Annotated in this window: 19 protein-coding genes; 13 read left to right on the top strand and 6 right to left on the bottom strand. The window is 70.6% G+C overall.

Going from position 1 to position 24,649, the window contains the following annotated elements; all coding sequences use genetic code 11:
- The first annotated feature begins 32 nt into the window (after positions 1-32).
- Genes J0P97_RS01660 through J0P97_RS01650 form a run of 3 tightly spaced genes read left to right on the top strand, consistent with a single transcriptional unit; the run spans position 33 to position 3,425 of the window.
- Positions 33-1,841 carry an oleate hydratase gene (locus J0P97_RS01660; protein ID WP_215486023.1) on the top strand — a complete coding sequence of 603 codons (1,809 nt, stop codon included), beginning with the start codon at positions 33-35 and terminating at the stop codon, positions 1,839-1,841.
- A 42-nt stretch (positions 1,842-1,883) separates the two neighbouring features.
- On the top strand, positions 1,884-2,897 hold the full coding sequence (locus J0P97_RS01655) for an aldo/keto reductase family protein (RefSeq protein WP_215486022.1): 1,014 nt from the start codon (positions 1,884-1,886) through the stop codon (positions 2,895-2,897).
- 15 nt (positions 2,898-2,912) lie between these two features.
- Positions 2,913-3,425 (top strand): NUDIX hydrolase, encoded by a 513-nt coding sequence (locus J0P97_RS01650; protein ID WP_215486021.1) that lies wholly within the window; start codon positions 2,913-2,915, stop codon positions 3,423-3,425.
- 58 nt (positions 3,426-3,483) lie between these two features.
- Here J0P97_RS01650 and J0P97_RS01645 read toward each other — a convergent pair whose 3' ends face one another.
- The 6 genes from J0P97_RS01645 to J0P97_RS01620 form a co-directional block, all read right to left on the bottom strand.
- The gene (locus J0P97_RS01645) at positions 3,484-4,020 is read right to left on the bottom strand and encodes a ribonuclease H family protein (protein ID WP_215486020.1); all 537 of its coding nucleotides are present in this window, start codon (positions 4,018-4,020) and stop codon (positions 3,484-3,486) included.
- Complete coding sequence (locus J0P97_RS01640) at positions 4,017-4,481, bottom strand: GbsR/MarR family transcriptional regulator (protein WP_246539389.1); 465 nt, start codon at positions 4,479-4,481, stop codon at positions 4,017-4,019. The genes J0P97_RS01645 and J0P97_RS01640 overlap by 4 nt, the downstream gene beginning before the upstream one ends.
- A 2-nt stretch (positions 4,482-4,483) precedes the next feature.
- Positions 4,484-6,106, bottom strand: a complete 1,623-nt coding sequence (locus J0P97_RS01635; RefSeq protein ID WP_215486018.1) for an ABC transporter permease — start codon at positions 6,104-6,106, stop codon at positions 4,484-4,486.
- On the bottom strand, positions 6,103-7,044 hold the full coding sequence (locus tag J0P97_RS01630) for an ABC transporter ATP-binding protein (RefSeq protein ID WP_215486017.1): 942 nt from the start codon (positions 7,042-7,044) through the stop codon (positions 6,103-6,105). Before J0P97_RS01630 ends, J0P97_RS01635 begins: the two co-directional genes overlap by 4 nt.
- 44 nt (positions 7,045-7,088) lie before the next feature.
- A complete protein-coding gene (locus J0P97_RS01625) occupies positions 7,089-8,285 on the bottom strand; it encodes a thiolase family protein (protein ID WP_215486016.1) in 1,197 nt (398 codons plus the stop codon).
- An 80-nt stretch (positions 8,286-8,365) separates the two neighbouring features.
- Positions 8,366-8,839 carry an Lrp/AsnC family transcriptional regulator gene (locus J0P97_RS01620; protein WP_246539387.1) on the bottom strand — a complete coding sequence of 158 codons (474 nt, stop codon included), beginning with the start codon at positions 8,837-8,839 and terminating at the stop codon, positions 8,366-8,368.
- A 131-nt stretch (positions 8,840-8,970) separates the two neighbouring features.
- On the opposite strand from J0P97_RS01620, the gene ald reads away from it, so the two are divergent.
- From ald to J0P97_RS01570, 10 genes are all read left to right on the top strand, one after another.
- Entirely contained in the window at positions 8,971-10,044 is a 1,074-nt protein-coding gene (ald, locus tag J0P97_RS01615) for an alanine dehydrogenase (protein ID WP_215486015.1), read from the top strand.
- 114 nt (positions 10,045-10,158) lie between these two features.
- The gene (locus tag J0P97_RS01610; protein WP_215486014.1) at positions 10,159-10,788 is read left to right on the top strand and encodes a GntR family transcriptional regulator; all 630 of its coding nucleotides are present in this window, start codon (positions 10,159-10,161) and stop codon (positions 10,786-10,788) included.
- On the top strand, positions 10,785-12,326 hold the full coding sequence (locus tag J0P97_RS01605) for an MmgE/PrpD family protein (protein ID WP_215486013.1): 1,542 nt from the start codon (positions 10,785-10,787) through the stop codon (positions 12,324-12,326). Before J0P97_RS01610 ends, J0P97_RS01605 begins: the two co-directional genes overlap by 4 nt.
- Positions 12,326-13,234 (top strand): methylisocitrate lyase, encoded by a 909-nt coding sequence (gene prpB / locus J0P97_RS01600; protein WP_215486012.1) that lies wholly within the window; start codon positions 12,326-12,328, stop codon positions 13,232-13,234. Before J0P97_RS01605 ends, prpB begins: the two co-directional genes overlap by 1 nt.
- Positions 13,231-14,442, top strand: coding sequence for a bifunctional 2-methylcitrate synthase/citrate synthase (locus tag J0P97_RS01595; protein ID WP_215486011.1), 1,212 nt, complete (start codon positions 13,231-13,233; stop codon positions 14,440-14,442). The genes prpB and J0P97_RS01595 overlap by 4 nt, the downstream gene beginning before the upstream one ends.
- A gap of 137 nt (positions 14,443-14,579) precedes the next feature.
- Complete coding sequence (gene pulA, locus J0P97_RS01590) at positions 14,580-20,633, top strand: pullulanase-type alpha-1,6-glucosidase (protein WP_215486010.1); 6,054 nt, start codon at positions 14,580-14,582, stop codon at positions 20,631-20,633.
- Positions 20,634-20,757: 124 nt separating this feature from the next.
- Positions 20,758-21,933 carry an acyl-CoA dehydrogenase family protein gene (locus J0P97_RS01585; RefSeq protein ID WP_215486009.1) on the top strand — a complete coding sequence of 392 codons (1,176 nt, stop codon included), beginning with the start codon at positions 20,758-20,760 and terminating at the stop codon, positions 21,931-21,933.
- Between the two features lie 28 nt (positions 21,934-21,961).
- A complete protein-coding gene (locus J0P97_RS01580; RefSeq protein ID WP_215486008.1) occupies positions 21,962-22,738 on the top strand; it encodes an enoyl-CoA hydratase-related protein in 777 nt (258 codons plus the stop codon).
- 130 nt (positions 22,739-22,868) lie between these two features.
- Complete coding sequence (locus J0P97_RS01575; protein WP_215486007.1) at positions 22,869-23,645, top strand: electron transfer flavoprotein subunit beta/FixA family protein; 777 nt, start codon at positions 22,869-22,871, stop codon at positions 23,643-23,645.
- A 12-nt stretch (positions 23,646-23,657) separates the two neighbouring features.
- Positions 23,658-24,647, top strand: coding sequence for an electron transfer flavoprotein subunit alpha/FixB family protein (locus J0P97_RS01570; protein WP_215486006.1), 990 nt, complete (start codon positions 23,658-23,660; stop codon positions 24,645-24,647).
- The last annotated feature ends 2 nt before the right edge of the window (positions 24,648-24,649 follow it).

Below are 24,649 nucleotides of genomic sequence, written 5' to 3'. Positions count from 1 at the left end.
GGTCTATCGGCCAGCGACGAAAGGGACCGCACGTGTACTACAGCAACGGCAACTACGAGGCCTTCGCCCGCCCCCGCAAGCCGGAAGGCGTCGATGACAAATCCGCCTGGATCGTCGGCGGCGGCCTCGCGGGCATGGCCGCGGCGGTCTTCCTCGTCCGCGACGGACAGATGGCGGGCGATCGGATCACGATCATCGAGGAGCTCATGCTGCCCGGTGGAGCGCTCGATGGCATCAAGTACCCCGACAAGGGGTTCGTCATCCGCGGCGGACGCGAGATGGAGGACCACATGGAATGCCTGTGGGACCTCTTCCGCACGATCCCCTCGATCGAGATCGAGGGCGCGAGCGTCCTCGACGAGTTCTTCTGGCTGAACAAGGACGACCCCAACTACTCGCTCTGCCGGGTCACCGAGAAGCAGGGGCAGGACGCCCACACGAACAAGCTGTTCACGCTGTCGGAGAAGGCTCAGAAGGACATCACCAAGGTCATCCTCGCCACGCGCGAGGAGATGGAGGACAAGCGCATCGACGAGGTCTTCGGAGAGGACTTCCTGAAGAGCAACTTCTGGCTCTACTGGCGCACGATGTTCGCGTTCGAGGAGTGGCACTCCGCCCTCGAGATGAAGCTCTACCTGCACCGTTTCATGCACCACATCGGGGGGCTCCCCGACCTGTCGGCGCTGAAGTTCACGAAGTACAACCAGTTCGAATCTATCGTGATCCCGATGTACAACTGGCTGCAGGAGCAGGGGGTGCGCCTCCGCTTCCGCACGAGCGTCACCGACATCGACTTCGCGTTCGACGGCGACACGTTCCGCGCGACCCGCATCGAATGGACGGATGCCGACGGCGCGGGCGGGGTCGACCTCGGCGAGGACGATCTGTGTCTCGCGATCATCGGGTCGCTCACCGAGAACTCCGACAACGGCGACCAGGAGACGGCGCCGGTGATCAAGGCAGGCCCCGCCCCCGCGTGGGACCTGTGGAGGAAGCTCGCCGCGAAGCGCGACGACTTCGGCCGGCCGGAGGTCTTCTGCAGCGACATCGACAAGACCAAGTGGGAGTCGGCGACGGTCACGACCATCGACGAGCGCATCCCCGCCTACATCGAGAGGATCGCGCAGCGCGATCCCTTCAGCGGCAAGGTCGTCACCGGCGGCATCGTCACGGCGAAGGACTCGTCGTGGCTCATGAGCTGGACGGTCAACCGTCAACCGCACTTCAAAGCCCAGAAGCCGAACGAGATCGTCGTCTGGGTCTACGGCCTGTTCGTGGAGACTCCCGGCGATTTCGTGAAGAAGCCCATGCAGGACTGCACCGGCGAGGAGATCACCCAGGAATGGCTCTACCACATGGGCGTTCCGACCGACCAGATCCCCGAGCTGGCGGCATCCGGAGCGAAATGCGTGCCCGTGATGATGCCGTACATCACGTCGTTCTTCATGCCGCGCAAGGCCGGCGATCGGCCGCAGGTCGTGCCGGACGGGAGCGCGAACTTCGCATTCCTCGGCCAGTTCGCCGAAACCACGCGCGACACGATCTTCACGACCGAGTATTCGGTGCGGACGGCGATGGAGGCGGTGTACCAGCTGCTCGGCGTCGATCGGGGCGTACCCGAGGTGTTCAACTCGACCTACGACATCCGCTACCTGATGAAGGGGATGGCGCGGCTGCGTGACGGCGAGACCGTCGACATCCCCGGGCCGAACTTCCTGAAGGGGCGCCTGTACGACCGTCTCGACAACACTCAGATGGGGGAGCTGCTGACGGACTTCGGGGTGATCCCGGCGCACGGGGACACCGCCCCGCGTCCGCGTCACGACGACGCGATCGCCTGACGCAGCGGCCCTCGGCATCCGCCTCGGGACTAGCGTGGAGACATGGTCAATTATCGGTACCTCGGCAACAGCGGCTTCAAGATCTCGGAGATCACCTACGGCAACTGGGTGACGCACGCCTCGCAGGTCGGCGACGACGCCGCCGTCGCCACCGTGCACAAGGCACTCGATCTCGGCATCACGAGCTTCGACACCGCCGACGCGTACGCCAACACGGCGGCGGAGGTCGTGCTCGCCAAGGCCCTCAAGGGTCAGGAGCGCGCGAATCTCGAGATCTTCACGAAGGTGTACTGGCCGATCGGCAAGAAGGGCCCGAACGACCAGGGCCTGTCCCGCAAGCACCTGATGGACGGCATCCACGGGTCGCTGCGCCGCCTCGAGGTCGACTACGTCGACCTCTACCAGGCGCACCGCTACGACTACGAGACCCCGCTCGAGGAGACGATGCAGGCCTTCTCCGACATCGTCCGTCAGGGCAAGGCGCTCTACATCGGCGTCAGTGAGTGGACGGCGGAGCAGCTGCGCGCGGGGCATGCGCTCGCGACCGACCTCGGCTTCCAGCTGGTCTCGAACCAGCCGCAGTACTCGGCGCTGTGGCGCGTCATCGAGGAGAAGGTGATCCCCACCTCCGAGGAGCTCGGAATGTCGCAGATCGTCTGGTCGCCGCTCGCGCAGGGCGTGCTCACCGGCAAGTACCTGCCCGGGCAGCCGGTTCCGGAGGGGTCGCGCGCCACTGACGAGAAGAGCGGCGCGAACTTCATCAAGCGCTTCCTGAACGATGACGTCCTGACCGCGGTGCAGAAGCTGAAGCCCATCGCAGACGAGGCCGGGATCACCGTCGCGCAGCTCTCGCTCGCGTGGGTCCTGCACAACCCGAACATCGCCGCGGCGCTGGTCGGCGCCTCGCGCCCCGAGCAGCTCGAAGACACGGTCAAGGCCTCCGACATCACGCTCGACGACGCGACCTACGCCGCCGTCAACGACGCGCTCAGCAGTGTCGCCGTGACCGACGGCGCGGAGACCGACACGGTGTCGCCGAAGAGCCGACCGGCCTGATCGGGCGGTCGCGACGTGGTCACGACGAGCGCCGGCATCCTGCTGTACCGGGTCGACCTGGACGGAGGGGTGTCGGCGCTCGTCGCACACATGGGCGGCCCGTTCTGGGCCACGAAGGACGCCGCCGCGTGGTCGATCCCCAAGGGAGAGTACGACCCCGCCGTCGAAAGCCCCCGGGATGCGGCGAAGCGCGAGTTCCGCGAGGAGCTGGGCCTCGAGCCGCCCCCGGGGTCGGACGACGACGACGCCGAGCTCGGAACGTTCGCCTCCTCGTCCGGCAAGCGGGTGACCGTCTTCGCCGCCGACGGCACCGGCTTCGAGGTGGAGGGCGCCGTGTTCGGCCTGTTCGAGATGGAGTGGCCCCCGCGGTCGGGGCGGCGGCAGAGCTTCCCCGAGGTCGACCGGGTCGAGTGGATGCCCCTGGCCGAGGCGCGGCCCCGGCTGGTCGCCGGGCAGCGTGCCGCGCTCGACCGCCTCGAGGAGTGGCTCGGCGAACGGCGGAACCCGCCTCGCCCGAACTCCTCCTGATCGGCCCCGGCGGGGATATCGCCGTGGCGGGCGCCGGAGCGGACCGGGCCGGCCGGGGTCAGCGCTTCTTCGCGGGCGCAGCCGACACATCGAGGGTCGGGTGCAGGCCGCCGAGGCTGGACCAGGCCGATGCCGTCCCCTTCGCCGCGTGCTCGGCGCCGCGCACGGCCCGTTCGTCGGCCCACTCGTTCAGGACGTGCCCGCGGTGTCCGCGGACGTGCTCGAGCACGACGTCGGGCAGTCCGGCCGCGCGCCGCGCGTCACGGGCGGCGATCAGCTGTTCGAGCAGATCCTGGTTCTTCGTCGGGGCGCCCGTCGAGGTCTTCCACCCGCGCCGGCGGTGAGCGTCCATCCACGAGGCGTAGGTGTCGATCGCATACTTCGAATCGGCCTGCACCACGAGGTGCGGCACGTCGGCGTGATCCTCGATCGCCTTGAGCATGCCCATCAGCTCGCCGATGTTGTTGGTGCCGACCGGGATCGCGCCGGCGGCCCACTGGCCGTCTTCGCCGACCCACGCCCATCCGGTCGGTCCCGGATTGCCCTTGCAGGCTCCGTCGGTGGCCACGGTGTAGGTGTCGGGTGCGGACGTCACCGTTCGACGGTAGTCGATGCGCGCCACTCGTCGGCCAGCTGCGGCAGGCGTTCGGCGAGGAAGCGCAGGAACGAGGCCGTGTCGCGCGCGCGACGCACCGAGGCCGGAGCCGCCGTGTTCTCGTCCGCGATGGCATCCATCAGCTCGGCGAGCCGCGTGTAGATCGGCGAGTTCGCGGTGATCACCCCGTGCCAGGCATCGTCGGCGAGGTCGTAACGGTCGCGGCGGTCGCCGGGGCGCGAGATCCGGTCGATCATCCGCATCGACTGCAGGTAGCGCACGGCGCCCGAGACGGCGGCCGCCGAGACGCCCAGCCGCTCGGCGAGCTCGGCCGCGGTGTAGCCGTCGTCGGGCGAACCCACCAGGGCCATCATCACCCGGGCGGGCATGCGCGCCATGCCGGCGGCGGCCAGGCCCGCGGCCGCCTGCTCGGCGGGCTCGACCCCGGGATGCGCGACCATCGTCATCCTCCCGTCGCCAGTTCGCGGCGCCGCATGAGCGCCAGCGGCACGATGATACCGGCGACGGAGGCCGCGAGGATCCACCAGAATCCGCCCGCGTCGACGCCCTCCGGTGTCGGGGTGAGCGCAGAGGCGAACGGCGAGACGGCGGCGATCGCCTGGTCCATGCCGACCAGGGGACCGAAGAGACCGACCAGGGCGGCGAGCATGACGAGCGTCCAGCCGAGCCCGATCGTCAGGCGGGGAGCGAGGACGAACACGAGGGCGGTGAGCCCCGCGAACACGGCCGCGGGCAGCACCTGACCCGCGCCGGCGACGAGCGCATCCCGGGTGAGCGCGCCCGCGTTCGGCGCCGACAGTCCGCCGAGCGCCGCGCCGACGACTCCGGCCGCGAGGGTGAGGGTGAGCGCGACGAGCGCCACGACGAGGTAGTCGGCCAGCCAGCGTACGCGTGCGATCGGGGTCGCGAGGACGATCTCCGCGGTGCCCCGTGCCTCATCCTGCCGGGCGCGGATGACGGTCTGGACGCCCGCGCAGGCGGCGAGGATGCCGAGCATGGTGAAGAACACGACCACCATCTCCGTCTGCAGATCGGCGCCTCCGCCGAGCTTCCGGAGCACTGCGGCGACGGTCGGATTCTCGCCCCCGATGTCGCCCACGACCGCGCCGAGCGCCGTCGCAAGCGCCCCGACGAGCAGCCCGCCGACGATCCAGCCGACGGTCGAGGGCGTCGCCTGCCTGGTCACGAGCGCCAGGTGCGAGCGCAGTCGCGGGCGGGCTGTGGCGCGTCCCGCCCGCTCGGCGATGAACGCCCCGCCGAGATCCCGCCGCCCGTGCAGCACGAGGGCGCCGGCGATGAGAACCGCGGCGGTGAGGGCCAGAAGTCCGATCGGCCATCCGGCATCCGCATCGAACGCGCGCGTGTTCTCGGCCCACCCGAAGGGCGAGAGCCATGTCAGCCACGAGCTCTGCATCCGGGTCAGATCGTCGCTCGGGGTGCCGAGGGCGTTGCCCATACCGGCCAGGACGAAGGCGCCCAGCAGGACCCAGGTCGACAGCGAGTTCGCCCCGCGCGAGGTCGGCATCAGCTGCGCGGCCACGAGGCCGACCCCGAGGAAGGCGATGCCGATGAGAGCGCACGCGGCTCCGACGAGGAGCGCACCCGGTGCCGCGGCGCCGTTGGCGAGGAACGCCGCCGCCACGAGCGCGCCGAGGACGACGTTGGCGCCCGCGCCGTGGATCACGGTCGCGATCGTCGGGAGCCAGCGGGCGGCGGGCGTCGCCGAGATCAGCTCGAGCCGCCCGTCCTCCTCGTCGCTGCGCGTGTGGCGCACGGCCAGGAACGTGCTCATCATCGCCGCGAGCAGCAGCAGCCACGGCAGCAGGAGGAAGACGACCATCTGCGACTCTCCTGCGCCCGAGGGCAGGCCGCGGAAGAGCAGGATGACCGGGTTGGCCATGACGGTCGCGAGCAGCGCGGTGCGCTCCTGCTCGTCCCCGTACGAGCCCTGGACCCCGGCGAACCCGGCGCCGGCGAGCGCAGCGGTGCCGCCGATCCACAGGATGAGCTGCACCCGATCGCGCCGCAGGCGCTGCCCCAGCAGGGCCAGCAGGGTGCCCCTCATCGTCCGACCTTCGAGCCGGTGCCCGAGATGGGCGAGGGGGCGTCCCCGTAGTGCCGCAGGAACAGCTCCTCGAGCGAGGGCGGGGCGATGCGCAGCCCCTCCACTCCCCATGCCCCCAGTGTGGGGAGGGAGGCCGCAACGGCGTCGCTGGCCAGGGTCACGCTCACCCTCCCGGCATCCTCGACCGCATCTGCCGCGCCGGGGATCGCCTGCGCGGCCGCGAGCGTGGCGATGGGGGAGGCGGCGAACGACACCTCGGTGCGGGTCAGATGGCGCATCTCGGTGAGCGTGCCGGCGTCGACGATGCGGCCGGCGCGGATGATCGAGACGCGTTCGCACAGCAGTTCGACCTCGGAGAGGATATGGCTCGAGAGCAGCACCGTCGCGCCCGCCTGCCGCACGCGGGCGATCTCGCCGCGGAAGACGACTTCCATGAGCGGATCGAGGCCGCTCGTCGGCTCATCGAGGATGTAGAGCTCGGCGGGCACGGCGAACGCCGCGATCAGCGCGACCTTCTGACGGTTGCCTTTCGAGTAGGCGCGGCCGTGTTTGCGCGGATCGAACTGGAACGCGGCGATGAGGCGCTCGGCGGACTCCCGGTACGCGCGGCCCTGCCCGCCTCCGCGCAGACGGCTGAGCAGGTCGATCGTCTCGCCGCCCGAGATGTTCGGCCACAGGGTGACGTCGCCGGGGACGTAGGCGATGCGGCGGTGCAGGCTCGCGGCGTTCCGCCACGGTTCGACGCCGAATACGCGTGCCTGACCGCTCGTGGCGCGTGCGAGTCCGAGCAGGATGCGGAGGGTCGTCGACTTGCCTGCGCCGTTGGGGCCGAGGAATCCGTGCACCTGCCCCTCTCCGACGGTGAGGTCGAGGCCGTCGAGGGCGCGCGCCGCTCCGAAGTGCTTGTGCAGGTCCGACGTCTGGATCACGGAGGTCATGGCCGTGACTCTACGCTGATTTCACAAATTCGTGAATAGTCGGATCAGCCGATCCTCTCGATGAGGGTCGCGTTCGCCATGCCGGCGCCCTCGCACATCGTCTGCAGGCCGTACCGGCCGCCGGTGGCCTCCAACTGGTTGACGAGCGTCGCGAGCAGACGCGTCCCCGAGGATCCGAGTGCATGGCCGAGGGCGATCGCCCCGCCGCGCGGGTTGAGCCGGTCGGGATCGGCGCCGGTCTCGGCGAGCCAGGCGAGCGGGACAGGAGCGAACGCCTCGTTGACCTCGAACGCGTCGATGTCGCCGATCGACAGGCCCGTCCGCGCGAGGATCCTGGCGGTCGCCGGGATCGGGCCGGTCAGCATGAGGATCGGGTCATCGCCCACGACGGCGAACGAGACGAAGCGGGCGCGCGGCCTGAGCCCCAGGGCTCTCGCCTTCTCGGCCGACATGATGAGGGCTGCGGAGGCGCCGTCGGTGAGCGGCGAGGAGTTCCCCGGCGTGATCGCCCACTCGATCTGCGGGAACCGCTGCGCGTACGCGTCGGTGCGGAAGGATGCCGCGAGGGCCCCGAGCCCGGCGGCGGTCGTCGTGGGTCGCACGGTCTCGTCGACGGTGTGGGCGCGGGCGGCTCCGGAGGCATCCATGACCTCGATCGGCACGATCTCGTCGGCGAACAGCCCCGCCTGCTCGGCCGTAGCCGCACGCGCATGCGACTGCGCGGAGAAGTCATCCAGACGCGCGCGCGAGAGGCCCCACCTGGCCGCGATCAGTTCGGCGGAGATGCCCTGGTTCACGAGCCCATCGGGGTAGCGGCGGCGGAGCTTCGACCCGGCGAAATCCTGCCCGAGCGTCTGAGAGCCGAGGGGCACGCGACTCATGGACTCGACACCGCACGCGATGACGACATCCTGCATGCCGGAGATCACGGCCTGCGCCGCGAACGCCGCCGCCTGCTGGCTCGACCCGCACTGCCGGTCGATCGTGGTCGCGGGAACGTGTTCGGGGAACCCCGCGGCCAGAACCGCCTGACGGGTGATGTTCGCGGACTGCTCGCCGACCTGACCGACGCAGCCGCCGATGACGTCGTCGATGAGAGCGGGGTCGAGTCCGGTACGTCGGACGAGCGCCTCGAGCACGGTGCTGAGGAGGTCCACCGGATGGATGCCGGAGAGCGCGCCCCCGATCTTGCCCCGTCCGGACGCGGTGCGGACGACGTCGACGATGACGGCCTCGGCCATGGTGTGTCTCCTCCGGTGCAGACGGTGCGCGCCGCGCGCACCGTTCCAGGATGCCTCACCGCCGCCGGTCGCGGGTCGCGTCAGACGCCGCGGAGGCCGTCGGTCCGTTCGAAGATGAGGCTCGTGTTGGTCGCGGCCACGATGGAGTGGGTCGAGAGGTGATCGGTCACGAACGACCGGAGATCCGCGCTGTCGCGCCCGCGGAAGTGGATCACGAAGTCCTCCGCCCCCGCGACGTAGAAGTACTGCGCCACGTCGGGGTGGGACTTCAGCTCCTCGGCGAACCGCGTCAGCTGCGCACGCGCTCCCGGGCGGATCCGCACCGAGACGAGCGCCTCCGTGCGGTAGCCGAGAGCGGTGGGATCGACGTCGACGGTGAAGCGGCGGATGACCCCGCGCGAGACGAGGCGGGCGATCCGCGCGTGCACCGTGGATGCGGCCACCCCGAGCCGCTCGGCCAGCCGGCTGAGGGGCTGTCGTGCGTCGGCGCGCAGCTCGTCGACGAGTCGGAGATCCGTCGCATCCATCGACGGATCGGAGCCTGTAGCAGCCATGGGCCGATCCTAGTTCGATCCGGACCGTCGATTCAGGTGATTCTTCGATCGCCCTTGTCGCGGACTCGCGGGAGTGCGATCGTTTTCGCCGCGCCGCCCCATCCGAGGGCGGACCGATCGGAGGAGTCCCCATGATCATCGGTGTTCCCGCAGAGATCAAGGACAGCGAACGCCGGGTCGGCATGACGCCGACGGGCGTCGACGAGCTCGTCGCGCGCGGGCACCGCGTGCTGATCCAGAGCGGGGCGGGTGCGGGGTCGGGATTCTCCGACGACGACTACCGCGCCGCGGGCGCGGAGATCGTCGCCACCGCGGTCGAGGTCTGGAACGCCGCGGAGCTCCTCGTCAAGGTGAAGGAGCCCATCGCCGCCGAGTACGGCTACCTGCGCGCGGACCTGACCCTCTTCACGTACCTCCACCTCGCGGCGGACCCGGCGCTGACGCAGGCGCTTGTGGATGCCGGGACCACGGCGATCGCCTACGAGACCGTTCAGCTGCCCGACCGGTCGCTGCCGCTCCTCGCCCCGATGAGCGAGATCGCGGGCCGCCTGTCGGTCCAGGTCGGCGCGGAGCATCTCCTCGGACCGGCCGGGGGGCGAGGCATCCTCCTCGGCGGCGTCCCGGGCACGCCCCGCGGACGCGTCGTCGTCATCGGCGGCGGCGTCGCCGGCACCCATGCGGCGCAGATGGCCGTCGGTCTCGGCGCGCACGTGACGATCGTGGACGTCTCGATCCCGCGCCTGCGCGTGCTCGACGAGCAGTTCGGTGGTCGCGTGGACACGCGCGTCTCGTCGCGCCGCACGATCTCCGACCTCGTCGCGGACGCCGACCTCGTCGTCGGATCGGTCCTCATCCCGGGGGCCGCGGCGCCGAAGCTCGTGACCCTCGACATGGTCGAGCGGATGCGGCCCGGGTCGGTGCTCGTGGACATCGCCGTCGATCAGGGCGGCTGCTTCGAGGGGACGCATGCGACGACGCACTCCGCCCCCACGTACCGCGTCCACGACGCGATCTACTACGCCGTGGCCAACATGCCCGGTGCGGTGCCGCTGACCTCCACGCTGGCGCTCACGAACGCGACCCTGCGGTACACGATCGCCCTCGCCGACCTCGGGGTCGACGAGGCTCTCGCCGCCGATCCGTCGCTGGCCGCGGGGCTGTCGATCCGGGGCGGAGAGGTCATCGACACCCGCATCCTGGGCTGAGGCGGAAGGCGGAGGTCGAATCCCCGCCTGTGTACACAGAAGGCCTCTCTCGGGTCTTCGTGGCCCGCAGCACGGCGTTGTGTATACAATGATCCTGTCTGACGGGAGGATCCGGTGCGAGCAAGCGATCGCGCGTACGCCACGCTGCGGGAGGAGATCCAGTCCGGCGTGCTGGCGCCGGGCGCCGTCCTCGGCGAGGTCGAGCAGTCCGCGCGTCTCGGCGTGAGCCGGACGCCGCTGCGCGAAGCGCTCTCCCGCCTGAGTGCGGACGGCCTCGTCGCGCAGGCATCTCCCCGCGTCACGGTCGTCACCGCCGTCGATGTCGACGACATCCGCGCCCTCTTCGAACTGCGCCGCGCCCTCGAGGAGAGCACCGCCCGCGTGGCGGCCGCACGCGGCGACCGGAGTGTCTTCCGCGCCCTCGCGGACGAGTTCGCCGCCACGGATGCCGCGGCCGGCCCCGACGCGTACTACGCGCTCATCGCCCGGTTCGACCGCGAACTCGACGACGCGGTCGCGAACGATTACCTCGCCGCGGCGCTGCGGAACGTGCGAACGCACCTCGTCCGGGTCCGACGGCTCGCGCGCGACAAGCCGGAACGCCTCGCGGCCTCTGCCGGGGAGCATCGCGTCATCGCCGCCGCGATCGGCGCCGGCGACGGCGACCTCGCGGCCCACGCCACCCACGTCCACCTGCACAACGCACTCACCTCGATCCTCGACACCCTGGAGGCCTCCGCATGACCGTCACCCACCACGTCCGCGTGCACCCGAGCTCCGCGAACCTCGCTCGCGAGGATCAGCTCGCCCACGCCATCGCCGAGGTCGCCGTCGACCCGGTCGCCGTCGACGCCGACGTCGTCGAGATGATCATCAACCGCGTCATCGACAACGCGTCGGTCGCCGCGGCATCCCTCACCCGCGGGCCCGTGACCGCCGCCCGCGCGCAGGCGCTGGATCACCCCGTGTCGCGCAACGGACACGGCGCGACCGTGTTCGGCGAGCCCGCCGAGACTCTCACGAGCCCCGAGTGGGCAGCCTGGGCGAACGGCGTCGCCGTGCGCGAACTCGACTACCACGACACCTTCCTCGCCGCCGAGTACTCCCACCCCGGCGACAACATCCCGCCGATCCTCGCCGTCGCCCAGCACGTGGGTGCCGACGGAGCGGCGCTCGTCCGCGGCATCGCGACCGGCTACGAGATCCAGATGGATCTCGTCCGCGCCATCAGCCTCCACAAGCACAAGATCGACCATGTCGCCCACCTCGGGCCCTCCGCCGCCGCCGGGATCGGCACCCTCCTGGGGCTCGACGCCGAGACGATCGAGCAGGCCGTCGCGCAGGCGCTGCACACGACGACCGCGACCCGCCAGTCTCGCAAGGGCGAGATCTCGACCTGGAAGGCGCATGCCCCCGCGTTCGCCGGGAAGATGGCGGTCGAGGCCGTCGACCGGGCGATGCGCGGACAGACCTCGCCGGCGCCGATCTACGAAGGCGAAGACGGTGTGATCGCCTGGATGCTCGACGGCAAGGATGCCGCGTACGACGTGCCGCTCCCGGCGTCGGGCGAGCCCAAGCGGGCGATCCTCGACTCGTACACCAAGGAGCACTCGGCCGAGTACCAGGCGCAGGCCTGGATCGACCTGGCGCGCAAGCTCCACGGGGCGTGGCCCGCCCTTCGACAGGCTCAGGGGCCGGACGGCCAGGAGATCGAGTCGATCGTCCTGCACACGAGTCACCACACCCACTACGTGATCGGCTCGGGCGCGAACGACCCGCAGAAGTACGACCCGCGGGCCTCTCGTGAGACGCTCGACCACTCCATCCCCTACATCTTCGCGGTGGCCCTGCAGGACGGCGGCTGGCACCACGTCGACTCCTACCTGCCCGCGCGCGCCGCGCGCCCCGACACCGTCGCGCTGTGGCACAAGATCACGACGGCGGAGGATGCCGAGTGGACGCGCCGCTACCACTCCGAGGACCCGGATGAGAAGGCGTTCGGCGGTCGCGTCGAGATCACCTTCGCCGACGGCACCACCCTCGTGGACGAGATCGCCGTCGCAGACGCGCACCCGCTGGGCGCGCGTCCGTTCACCCGCGAGAACTACGTCGCGAAGTTCCGTCTCCTCGCCGAGCCCGTGCTCGAGCCCGCCGAGATCGAGCGGTTCCTCTCCCTCGCCGAGCGGCTGCCCGATCTCACCGCCGCCGAGGTGCAGGAGCTGAACATCGTCGCGACGTCGGGCGTGCTGGCGTCGGTCCCGTCGCCCGCGGGGCTGTTCTGATGCTGTACGCACAGACGCCGGCCGCCGAGAAGCGGCGCATCCTGAGGGAGCGTCTCGCGGCGGGGGAGATGCTGCGCTTCCCCGGAGCGTTCAACCCGCTGTCGGCACGCCTCATCGAGGAGAAGGGGTTCGAGGGCGTCTACATCTCCGGCGCCGTGCTCTCGGCCGACCTCGGCCTTCCCGACATCGGCCTCACGACTCTCACCGAGGTGGCCGGCCGCGGTCAGCAGATCGCCCGCACGACCGAGCTGCCGGCCATCATCGATGCCGACACCGGGTTCGGCGAGCCCATGAACGTCGCGCGCACCATCCAGACCCTCGAGGATGCGGGCCTGGCGGGGGCCCATATCGAGGACCAGGTCAATCCGAAGCGGTGCGGCCACCTCGACGGCAAGCAGGTCGTCGACGAGTCCACGGCGCTGAAGCGCATCCGCGCCGCCGTCGACGCGCGTCGCGACCCGAACTTCCTCATCATGGCGCGCACCGACATCCGCGCCGTCGAGGGACTCGCAGCGGCGATCGACCGTGCGAAGGCGCTCGTCGATGCCGGGGCCGACGCGATCTTCCCCGAGGCGATGCGGGACCTCGGCGAGTTCGAGGCCGTGGCGGCGGCCGTCGACGTCCCGGTGCTCGCCAACATGACCGAGTTCGGCAAGAGCGATCTCTTCTCCAGCGCGCAGCTGCGGGATGCCGGCGTGCAGATCGTCATCTGGCCGGTCTCGCTCCTGCGGATCGCGATGGGCGCGGCGGGGCGCGCGCTGGATACTCTGAACGACGAGGGGCACCTCACGTCGCGGCTCGGGGAGATGCAGCACCGCGCAGACCTCTACGACCTGCTCGACTACGAGGCCTACAACCACTTCGACACGAACGTCTTCACCTTCCAGATCACGAGGAGTGAGCAATGACCGACACCGACATCCACAAGGGCCTCGCGGGCGTCGTCGCCGACGTCACGGCCGTGAGCAAGGTGAACCCCGAGACCAACTCGCTCCTCTACCGCGGCTATCCCGTGCACGAGCTCGCCGCGACGCAGCCGGTCGAGGCGGTCGCCTACCTCCTCTGGAACGGCGACCTCCCGGATGCCGACCAGCTCGCGCAGCTGCGCGCCACCGAGCGCGCCCACCGCGCGCTCCCGGACGACGTCAAGGCGGTCATCGACATGACCCCGCTCGACGCCCACCCGATGGACGAAGTCCGTTCCGCGGTCAGCGTGCTCGGCGCGCGGGACCTCGCCGGCACGGGCTCGGTGCTGGATGCCGCGGGCACGCCCGAGCAGAACCTCGCGCGCAGCATCCGCCTGTTCGCGGCACTTCCCGCCATCGTCGCCTACGGACAGCGCCGCCGCCGCGGGTTGGACCCGATCGACCCGCGCGAGGATCTCGACTACGCCGCGAACTTCCTCTGGATGACCTTCGGCCAGGACCCGTCGACCGAGTCGGGCATCGCGGATCCGGTCGTCGTGGACGCGTTCAACCGCTCGATGATCCTGTATGCGGAGCACTCCTTCAACGCATCCACCTTCACGGCGCGGGTCATCACCTCGACCCTGAGCGACCTGTACTCGGCAGTCGTCGGTGCGATCGGCGCCCTCAAGGGACCGCTGCACGGCGGCGCCAACGAGGCGGTGCTCCACATCTTCGACGAGATCGGCGATGCCGACAACGTCGTCCCGTGGCTGGAGGACGCCCTCGCCCACAAGCGGAAGATCATGGGCTTCGGCCACCGCGTCTACAAGCGCGGCGACTCGCGCGTGCCGACCATGAAGGCGGCGCTCGACACCCTGGTCGCGCACTACGACCGGCCGGACGTCGAGGCGCTGTACGCGACGCTCGAGCGGGAGTTCGTCGAGCGCAAGGGCATCTACCCGAATCTCGACTATCCGTCGGGTCCGGCGTACAACCTCATGGGGTTCGACACGCTCACCTTCACTCCGCTGTTCGTGGCGGCTCGCGTCGTCGGGTGGACGGCGCACATCATGGAGCAGACGGCATCCAACGCGCTCATCCGTCCGCTGTCGGCCTACAACGGCCCCGATGAGCGCCACGTCGACGGGTTCGTGGATGACGCCGGAACCTCGGCGATCTCCCTCCGCGCCGCCGAAGCCGAGGGCTGAGCGGGCGCCGACGCAGGCCCGGGCCGAGAGAGAGTCCCGAATGAGAGCATTCTCATTCGGGACTGGGACCGGTAACAGTACCCTCGGAGGGAACCAGGGCACACGGTCGTGCCCCCGCATCCCCCCAGGAGCCACCCGTGTCGACGAAGACTCTTCCCGTTCCCTTCCGCCGTGCACTCGCGTTCGCCGCGACCGCCCTCCTCGTCGCCACCGGCGCCGTGGCCGTCTCGGCGGCGCCGGTGCTCGCGGCGGAGCGCAGCCCTGCCCTCGTCGGCGATCTCCAGAGCGAACTCGGCTGCGGGGGCGACTGGGACCCGGGCTGCGCCGCGACGGTCCTCGACCCCGTCGAGGGCACGACGCAGTTCGCGCGGACCTTCACCCTTCCCGCGGGCACCTACGAGTACAAGATCGCCCTCGATGGCGGGTGGGACGAGAGCTACGGGGCCGACGGCGCGGCGGGCGGCGGGAACATCCCGCTCACGATCGCCGGCCCCGCCACGCTGCGGTTCGTCTACGACGACAGCTCGCACCGCATCGCGATCGAGGCGCAGTCGCTGGCCGCCGGCTCGACGGCGGACGATGACGCGCTCGTGACGCCGCCCGTCCGCCAGGCCGGCGACGGGAAGCAGTTCTACTTCGTCATGACCGATCGGTTCGCCAACGGCGACCCGGCCAACGACACGGGCGGGCGTGCGGGCGACCGGCTCGCGACCGGGTTCGACCCGACCTCCAGCGGCTTCTACAACGGCGGCGACATCGCCGGCCTCCGTCAGAACCTCGACTACATCGCCGGGCTCGGCACGAGCGCCATCTGGCTCACCCCGAGCTTCACCAACAAGCCCGTCCAAGGGGAGGGCGATGCCGCGAGCGCCGGATACCACGGCTACTGGATCACCGACTTCACGCAGATCGATCCGCACCTGGGGACGAACGAGGAGCTCGAGGCCCTCATCGCCGAAGCGCACGCGAAGGGCATCGACGTCTACTTCGACATCATCACCAACCACACCGCCGACGTCATCTCGTACGCCGAGGACCAGTACTCGTACATCGACCAGGCGACGAAGCCGTACCAGGATGCCACCGGCACCCCCTTCGACCCGGCCGACTACGCGGGCACGTCGACCTTTCCGGCCCTGGATGCCGCGACGAGCTTCCCCTACACACCTGTCGTGGAGCCGGCCGAGGCGGACATCAAGGTGCCGGCGTGGCTCAACGACGTGACGCTGTACCACAACCGCGGCGACTCGACGTATTCGGGGGAGTCGACGACGTACGGGGACTTCTCCGGCCTCGACGACCTCATGACCGAGAACCCCGCCGTCGTCGACGGGTTCGCGGACGTCTACGAGACCTGGATCGACCTCGGCATCGACGGGTTCCGCATCGACACCGCCAAGCACGTGAACTTCGAGTTCTGGCAGAGCTGGACCACGAAGGTGCTCGACTACGCGCACAGCCAGGGCAAGCCCGATTTCTTCATGTTCGGCGAGGTGTACGACGCCGATCCGGCCGTCCTCTCGCCGTACGTGCGCGACAGCGACATGAACTCCGTGCTCGACTTCGGCTTCCAGTCCGCCGCGACGAGCTTCGCCAAGGGCGGAGACGTGCAGGTGCTGCAGAAGATGTTCGCGGGCGATGACCGCTACACGACGCCCGATTCGTCCGCGACGGCACTGCCCACCTTCCTCGGCAACCACGACATGGGCCGGATCGGGTACTTCCTGAAGAACTCGCCGGACGCCGCGACGCGCGACCTCCTCGCCCATGACCTCATGTTCCTCAGCCGCGGTCAGCCCGTCGTCTACTACGGCGACGAGCAGGGCTTCACCGGCGCAGACCCGGGCGGCGACAAGAGCGCGCGGCAGAGTCTTTTCGCCAGCCAGGTCGCCGAGTACCAGGATCAGGCGCTCATCGACGGCACGGCTGCCGGGTCGGTCGACCGCTACGACACCGACACCGCCGTGTACTCCCGGATCGCCGAGCTCTCGCAGCTCCGCGCAGCGCATCCGGCCCTCGTCGACGGGGCCCAGATCGAGCGCTACGCGAAGGACGGCGTCTACGCCTTCTCCCGCGTGGACGCGGACGAGAAGGTCGAGCACCTGGTCGCGCTCAACAACACGGCATCCGAGCAGACGGTGACCCTTCCCACGCTGACCGCGGGTGCGGCGTTCGCGCCGCTGTTCGGCACGGACGCGGCGATCTCCTCCGACGCGGAGGGCGCCGTCACCGTCACCGTCCCCGCGCTGTCCGCCCTCGTCTGGGCGGCCGACCGCACCGTGAGCGCTCCCGGGGAGGCCGCCCCGATCCGGGTGAGCGTGCCGGCGCCGGGCGCCGCGCTGTCGGGCCAGGCCGCCGTCTCGGCGACCGCCGACCAGTCCTGGCGGCAGACGAGCTTCGCGTGGCGGATCGTCGGCGGCGACGAGTGGCACGCCCTCGGCACCGCCGAGGACACCACTCCGGGCGTCTTCCACGACGTCGCCGGGCTCGCCGCGGGCACCCTCGTCGAGTACCGCGCCGTGTCGACGGATGCCGCGGGCCACCGCTCCGCGGCATCCACCTACGCCTCGGTCGGAAACCGCGTGAACCTCGTCGACGACGCCGCGCCCGAAGAGCCGGACGACGCGACGCCGTACGGCAGCGTCAGCATCCCCGGGTCGCTGAACTCCGAGATGGGCTGCGCAGGGGACTGGACGCCCGATTGCGACCAGGCCCAGATGACGCAGGTGGACGGGATCTGGCGGCTGACCGTCGACCTCCCGGCGGGGACGTACGAGTACAAGGTCGCGACCGAGAAGAGCTGGGATGTGAACTTCGGCGCGAACGGCGTGCCGAGCGGACCCAACCTCTCGATCACGCACGCGGGTGGACCGGTGACGTTCTGGTTCGACCCGCGGACGAAGGTCGTGCAGTCGAGCGACGAGGGCCCCGTGGTCACGCTCGCCGGGTCGTTCCAGTCGGAGATCGGCTGTCCGGGGGACTGGGCGCCGGACTGTCTTCGCGCCATGATGTTCGACGGAGACCGGGACGGCGTCTACGACTTCTCGACGACCAAGCTGCCGACGGGCTCCTACGAGCTCAAGGTGGCACACGGGCTCAGCTGGGCCGAGAACTACGGGGCGGGTGGCGTGAAGGACGGACCGAACATCGCGTTCTCGGCGACCGAGGGCAAGCGGGTCGCGTTCCGCTACGACTCCCGCACCCACGCGCTCGAGGTCGTTTCGGCCGACCCGCCGCTGGCGGGCACCGGGCAGTCCCGCGCGCACTGGATCGACGCCGACACCATCGCCTGGCCGGGGGACCTCGGCGCGGACGCGGCGACGGCGACGTGGGAGCTGTACGGCTCCACGACGGGCGGCCTCTCCGTCGCGGACGGCGTGATCGCGGGCGGTGACCCGATCGCGCTGACGCGCGTCGCGGACGGTCTCACCGACGCGCAGCGCAGCCGCTTCCCCGCGCTCTCCGGCTTCGTCGCGCTGCGGGTCGAAGGACAGGATCGGGATGTGGTGGCGGCGCTCCTGCGAGGCCAGCTCGCCGTCGCCCAGCGCGGCGCGGACGGAGCCCTCCGCGCCTTCACCGGCGTGCAGATCCCCGGCGTCCTGGACACCCTCTACGCCGACGCCGTCGCGGGGGAGAAGCTCGGCGTCTCCTTCCGCGGATCGAAGCCCACGTTCCGGCTCTGGGCTCCCACCGCGCAGTCCGCGACGCTTCTGACCTGGGATGCCGGGGCCGTCGGCGATGCGCGCCGGCACGAGGCATCCTTCGATGCGGCATCGGGGACCTGGACGGTCGCCGGGGGACGCGGCCTGAAGGGCGACGAGTACCGGTGGGAGGTCGTGGTCTGGGCGCCGACGACCGGGGCCGTGGAGACGAACAGCGTGACCGATCCGTATTCGGTGGCCCTGACGACGAACTCGACGCGATCGGTCGCGGTCGACCTCGACGACGCGGCCTGGAAGCCGAAGGCATGGTCGCGGACGAAGGCGCCCGTCATCGCCCGTGACGTCGACCGCGCCATCTACGAGCTCCACATCCGAGACTTCTCGATCGGAGACGAGAGCGTGCCGGAGGCCGAGCGCGGCACCTACCTCGCGTTCACCCGCGAGGGGGCGGGGACGCAGCAGCTGAAGCAGCTGGCATCCGCGGGCATCAACACCGTGCACCTCCTGCCCTCCTTCGACATCGCCACGATCGAGGAGAACCGTGCCGCGCAGGCCGTGCCGGGCTGCGACCTGGCATCCTTCGCTCCCGACTCCGATCAGCAGCAGGCGTGCGTCGCGGCGGTCGCCGACGCGGACGGCTTCAACTGGGGCTACGACCCGTACCACTTCCAGGCCCCGGAGGGCTCCTACGCCGTCGACCCCGAGGGAGGCGCGCGCGTCGCCGAGTTCCGCTCGATGGTAGGGGCGCTGCACGGCATGGGGCTGCAGGTCGTCCTCGACGAGGTCTACAACCACACCTCCGCATCCGGCCAGGCGGACACATCGGTGCTCGACAAGGTCGTGCCCGGCTACTTCCAGCGGCTGGACGGCAACGGCGCGGTGCAGACCTCGACCTGCTGCCAGAACGTCGCGACCGAGCACGAGGTCGCGCAGAAGCTCATGGTCGACTCGATCGTCGTGTGGGCCAAGCAGTACAAGGTCGACGGGTTCCGATTCGACCTCATGGGCCACCATTCGAAGGAGAACCTCCTCGCCGTCCGTGCCGCCCTCGACGAGCTCACCCTCGCGAAGGACGGGGTCGACGGGTCTCGGATCTACCTCTACGGCGAAGGCTGGAACTTCGGAGAGGTGCAGGATGACGCCCTGTTCGTGCAGGCCCGCCAGGGCAACCTCGGCGGCACGGGGATCGGCACGTTCAGCGATCGCCTGCGCGACGCCGTCCACGGCGGGAGCCCCGTCGATGCCGGCTCGACGTTCCGCCAGGGCTTCGGGACGGGCCTTGCGACCGACCCGAACGGCGACCCGATCAACGGGACGGCCGACCAGGCGCTCGCCGATCTCGGCCATCAGACCGACCTCGTGAAGCTCGGCCTCGCCGGCAACCTCGCCGACTACACCCTGACGACCGCCGACGGCCGCGTGAAGAAGGGCTCCGAGATCGACTACAACGGGCAGAGGGCGGGATACGCGGCGGAACCCGAGGAGATCATCAGCTACGTCGACGCACACGACAACGAGACGCTGTACGACCTCGGGGTGCTGAAGCTCCCGCGCGACACCTCGATGGCGGACCGCGTGCGGATGAACACGCTGTCCCTCGGGACGGTGACGCTGTCGCAGACGCCCGCGTTCTGGCACGCCGGGACGGAGCTGCTGCGCTCGAAGTCGCTCGATCGCAACAGCTTCAACTCGGGCGACTGGTTCAACCGCGTCGATTGGACGGGGCAGACCTCCACCTTCGGGTCCGGCCTGCCGCCGGCCGCCGACAATGCGGAGAAGTGGGGGATCATGCAGCCCCTGCTCGCGGACCCGGCTCTGAAGCCCGGGGCGGCGGACATCGCGGCGGCGGAGGCATCCGCCCTCGATCTCCTGCGGGTGCGCACGGAGGTTCCGCTCCTGAGACTCGGGTCCGCGGAGCGCATCGCGCAGAAGGTGTCCTTCCCGGGCAGCGGGCCCGGGGCGACGCCGGGCGTCATCGTCATGCTGATCGACGACCTCCTGGGCGAGGACGTCGACCCGAGCCTCGCGGGTGCGCTCGTCGTGTTCAACGCGTCTCCCGAGGCGACCACCCAGACGGTCTCCGCGCTCGCCGGCCGCACCTTCGCCCTCACGGGAGCGCAGGCGAACGGCTCGGATGCCGTCGTGAAGACGACCACGTGGGACACCGCGACGGGCGCGGTGACCGTGCCCGCGCGGTCGGTCGCGGTGCTGACCGAGGCGCAGGTGCAGCCCGTCCGCACCCACGTGTACGCCCAGCCCGATCGGCTGCTGGTGCGCGCCGGCGCGACGGTGACGATCTCCGGAAAGGTCGTCGCCGACGACCGCAGCGCGCCCGTCGGCACCGTCACGGTCACCGACAACGGGCGGATGGTCGCGACGGTGGAGCTCCGCCCCGGCGACCGTGGACGCTTCTCGGTGCCCGCCCCGAAGATCGGTCGCGGAGTGCACCTGTTCCGGGTGACCTTCACGGGCGATGCGCCGTGGGTGGATGCGCGAGCGCGGGGGGTGCTGCCGGTCCTCGCCTACTGAGCGTCCGTCGACAGTCTGCGTGCGAAGAGGGGCTGGGGTTCGCGGCCACATCCCCGTACACTGAGCAATGTGCCCTACCGGGCGCGGACGAAGACGTCGATTTGTCTCACGAGGACGTGACCATATGAGCATGACCGCTACCCCTGCCCCGCTCACCGCCGAAGAGCGCGACGCCATCCTGGACGCCGTGCAGGGCTTCGCCGCCGCGCGACTCGCGCCGAACGCCCTCGACTGGGATCGACGCAAGCACTTCCCCCGGGACGTGCTCACCGAGGCGGGCGACCTCGGCCTCGGCGCGCTCTACGCGCGCGAGGACGTGGGCGGGACCGGCCTGCGCCGTGAGGATGCCGCGGCCGTCTTCGAAGCCCTCGCGATGGGGGACCCGACGATCGCGGCCTACATCACCATCCACAACATGGTCGCGTGGATGATCGACACGTACGGCACCCGCGCGCAGCGCGAGGAGTGGATCCCGCGCCTGGCCACGATGCACGACCTCGGCTCGTACTGCCTCACCGAGCCCGGCGCGGGCTCGGATGCGGCGGCGATCGCGACGAGCGCCATCGCGGACGGCGACGAGTACGTGCTCACGGGCGTCAAGCAGTTCATCTCCGGAGCCGGCGAGGCATCCGTCTACGTCGTCATGGCCCGCACCGGCGCATCGACGGGGCACGGGACCGGCGGCGCCAAGGGCATCACGGCGTTCCTCGTCGGTGCGGATGCCGCGGGGCTCAGCTTCGGGCCCAATGAGCAGAAGATGGGCTGGAACGCGCAGCCGACCCGTCAGGTCATCCTCGACGAGGTGCGCGTCCCGGCCTCCGCGATCCTGGGCGAGGTCGGCGGCGGATTCCGCATCGCCATGAAGGGCCTGAACGGCGGCCGTGTGAACATCGCCGCCTGCTCCCTCGGTGGCGCGCAGTGGGCGCTCGATCGCGCCGTCCGGTACGTCCACGAACGCTTCACATTCGGGGAGGCGCTCTCCGAGCGGCAGTCCGTCGTGTTCGCCCTCGCCGACATGGCGACGGAGCTCACCGCCGCCCGCGCGCTCGTCGAGCGCGCCGCGCGCGCCATCGACGAGGATGCGCCGGATGTCGCGGTGCAGTGCGCGATGGCCAAGCGCTTCGCGACCGATGCCGGGTTCGAGGTCGCCAACCGTGCGCTGCAGCTCCACGGCGGGTACGGATACCTGCAGGAGTACGGGATCGAGAAGGTCGTCCGCGACCTCCGCGTGCACCAGATCCTCGAGGGGACGAACGAGATCATGCGCGTCGTCATCGGCCGCGGCGTGGTCGGCGCGTGAGGGTTCGAGCCCCTGGGAGACTGAGCGCATGACCGACTACGAGACGATCCTCATCGAGACCCGGGGACGCGTCGGCTGGATCACGCTGAACCGGCCTGATGCCCTGAACGCCCTGAACTCGCAGGTGATGCGCGACGTCGTCGCCGCGGCCGGGGCCTTCGACGCCGACCCGGCGATCGGCGCCATCGTCGTCACCGGCAGCGAGCGCGCCTTCGCAGCGGGCGCCGACATCAAGGAGATGGAGGGCAAGTCGGGGCGCGAGATGCTCATGGATGATCATTTCGGCGCGTGGGGCCGCTTCGCCGCCGTCCGCACCCCCGTCATCGCCGCCGTCTCGGGCTACGCGCTCGGCGGGGGGTGCGAGCTCGCGATGATGTGCGACATCATCCTCGCCGCCGACTCCGCCCGCTTCGGCCAGCCCGAGATCACGCTCGGCGTCATCCCCGGCATGGGCGGAACCCAGCGGCTCGTGCGGGCCGTGGGACCTTACGTCGCGGCGGACCTCGTCCTCACCGGGCGGCTCCTCTCGGCCGACGAGGCCGCCCGAGCCGGCCTCGTCTCGCGGGTCATCCCCGCCGCGGACCTCCTCGCCGAAGCCGAGAAGGTCGCCGAGGCGATCGCCGCGAAGTCCCTCGTTGCGCTGTTCGCGGCGAAGGCGGCACTGGATGCCGCGGTGGAGACGACCCTCGCCGAGGGGCTCCGCTTCGAGCGGCAGGCGTTCGCCGGGCTGTTCGACACCGACGACCAGAAGGAGGGCATGGCCGCCTTCCGAGAGAAGCGTCCGCCGGAGTTCACCCACCGGTGACCCGTGGGGCCGGGTCTGGCCCGGCGGCAGGGCGTCGTCGACGCGCTCGGCCTCGGCGATGATTCTCAGTCCCACAACGTACGGGACTGAGTCGCATCTCGTAGTATTGATGCATCGCGAAGGAGAATCGATGAAGATCGTGGTGCTGGTCAAGGAAGTCCCCGATACCTACGGTGACCGCAAGCTCAGCCTGGAGACGGGCCTCGCCGACCGCAGCGCATCCGAGCGCGTGCTCGACGAGATCGGCGAGCGGGCCCTCGAGGTCGCGCTCTCCTACGCCGACGCCACGCCCGGCACCGAGGTGCAGGTCGTCTCGATGGCTGCGGAGGAGTCCGCGGCGACGATCCGCAAGGGCCTCGCGATGGGCGCGGCATCCGCGCTGCAGGTCGTCGATCCGGCGCTGGCCGGCGCCGACCTCGGCGTCACTGCGCGCGTGCTCGCCGCTGCCGTGACGCGTGCGGGATTCGACCTCGTCATCACCGGGAACCTCTCCACCGACGGATCGGGCGGGGTCCTCCCGGCGATGCTCGCCGAGCACCTCGGGGTGCCTCAGGCGACCGCGCTGTCGGCGGTGACGATCACGGAATCCGGCGTATCCGGCACACGGGCGACGGATGCCGGGACGGCCCAGGTGAGCGCTGCGCTCCCCGCCGTCATCTCCATCACCGAGGCTCTGCCCGACGCGCGCTTCCCGAACTTCAAGGGCATCATGGCCGCCAAGAAGAAGCCGTTCGAGACGGTGTCGCTCGAGGACCTCGGCGTCGACGTCGCGCCGGCATCCGCGCCCCAGTCGATCCTCACCCAGGTGAGCGAGAAGCCACCGCGCGGCGCGGGCATCACGATCGTCGACGAGGGCGACGCCGGAGAGAAGCTCGCGGCGTACCTCATCGAGAACCGACTGGCGTAAGGGGCGACGGACATGGCTGAATTCGCAGCGGACTCGATCCTCGTCCTCCTGGACGTCACGCCCGGCGGCGCGCTCGCGTCCTCCTCGGCGGGGCTCCTCGGCGCGGCCGCGCAGGTGGGCACCCCGGTCGCGCTCATCGTCGCCGGGGCGGACGCGCACGCATCCCTCTCCTCGGACGCCGCCACGCTCGGCGCCGCGACGGTCCTCACCGCGGACCTCGGCGGCGCCGATACCGCGCTGACGGTCCCCGTGGTGGATGCCCTGGCCTCCGCGTACGACCTCGTGCACCCCGACGCCGTCCTCATCTCCAACTCGATCGAAGGCCGCGACGTGGCCGGACGGCTCGCCGCCCGCCGATCCTTCGCCCTCGCTGTCGACGCCGTGGGTGTGGGGCGCGACGACGACGGCGTGCTCGCCCAGCACTCGGTCTACGGAGGGGCGTTCAACGCCGCGAGCGCGCCGACGTTCGGTCCCCTCGTCGCGACCGTGCGTCAGGGCGCCGTCGACGCCCGTGCCGAGTCGGTGGCATCCCCCGTCGTCGAGCCGCTGACCGTGACGGGCTCAGCCGCCCCCGCCGCGCAGATCACCTCGTTCACCGCGGAAGTCGCGACCTCGTCGCGACCGGAGCTGCGTGGCGCGGCGAAGGTCGTGTCGGGCGGGCGCGGACTCGGCTCGGCGGAGAAGTTCGTCCTCGTCGAGGAGCTCGCCGACGCGCTCGGCGCCGCCGTGGGCGCGTCGCGTGCGGCGGTGGATGCCGGCTACGTCCCGTACTCGCATCAGGTCGGCCAGACCGGGGTGTCGGTCGCGCCGCAGCTGTATGTCGCCCTCGGAATCTCCGGCGCGATCCAGCACAAGGCCGGCATGCAGACCGCCAAGACGATCGTGGCGATCAATAAGGACGGCGATGCGCCGATCTTCGAGATCGCCGACTACGGCATCGTGGGCGATGTGTTCCAGGTCGTTCCCCAGCTGATCGCCGCGCTCGCCGCCAAGAAGGCCTGAGC

It is taken from the genome of Microbacterium flavum (assembly GCF_018717645.1).
In the GTDB taxonomy this organism is placed as follows: Bacteria; Actinomycetota; Actinomycetes; order Actinomycetales; family Microbacteriaceae; genus Microbacterium; species Microbacterium flavum.
The sequence above is the reverse complement of the archived record's forward strand: the minus strand, read 5'-3'. Positions and strand labels throughout refer to the sequence as shown.

Excerpts from the sequence above, each read along its gene's own strand:
- J0P97_RS01655 (WP_215486022.1), top strand. The coding sequence starts at position 1,884 with ATGGTCAATTATCGGTACCTCGGCAACAGCGGCTTCAAGATCTCGGAG.
- J0P97_RS01640 (WP_246539389.1), bottom strand. The coding sequence starts at position 4,481 with ATGGTCGCGCATCCCGGGGTCGAGCCCGCCGAGCAGGCGGCCGCGGGC.
- J0P97_RS01635 (WP_215486018.1), bottom strand. The coding sequence starts at position 6,106 with ATGAGGGGCACCCTGCTGGCCCTGCTGGGGCAGCGCCTGCGGCGCGAT.
- J0P97_RS01630 (WP_215486017.1), bottom strand. The coding sequence starts at position 7,044 with ATGACCTCCGTGATCCAGACGTCGGACCTGCACAAGCACTTCGGAGCG.
- J0P97_RS01625 (WP_215486016.1), bottom strand. The coding sequence starts at position 8,285 with ATGGCCGAGGCCGTCATCGTCGACGTCGTCCGCACCGCGTCCGGACGG.
- J0P97_RS01620 (WP_246539387.1), bottom strand. The coding sequence starts at position 8,839 with ATGGCTGCTACAGGCTCCGATCCGTCGATGGATGCGACGGATCTCCGA.
- ald (WP_215486015.1), top strand. The coding sequence starts at position 8,971 with ATGATCATCGGTGTTCCCGCAGAGATCAAGGACAGCGAACGCCGGGTC.
- J0P97_RS01605 (WP_215486013.1), top strand. The coding sequence starts at position 10,785 with ATGACCGTCACCCACCACGTCCGCGTGCACCCGAGCTCCGCGAACCTC.
- prpB (WP_215486012.1), top strand. The coding sequence starts at position 12,326 with ATGCTGTACGCACAGACGCCGGCCGCCGAGAAGCGGCGCATCCTGAGG.
- J0P97_RS01595 (WP_215486011.1), top strand. The coding sequence starts at position 13,231 with ATGACCGACACCGACATCCACAAGGGCCTCGCGGGCGTCGTCGCCGAC.
- J0P97_RS01585 (WP_215486009.1), top strand. The coding sequence starts at position 20,758 with ATGAGCATGACCGCTACCCCTGCCCCGCTCACCGCCGAAGAGCGCGAC.
- J0P97_RS01580 (WP_215486008.1), top strand. The coding sequence starts at position 21,962 with ATGACCGACTACGAGACGATCCTCATCGAGACCCGGGGACGCGTCGGC.
- J0P97_RS01575 (WP_215486007.1), top strand. The coding sequence starts at position 22,869 with ATGAAGATCGTGGTGCTGGTCAAGGAAGTCCCCGATACCTACGGTGAC.
- J0P97_RS01570 (WP_215486006.1), top strand. The coding sequence starts at position 23,658 with ATGGCTGAATTCGCAGCGGACTCGATCCTCGTCCTCCTGGACGTCACG.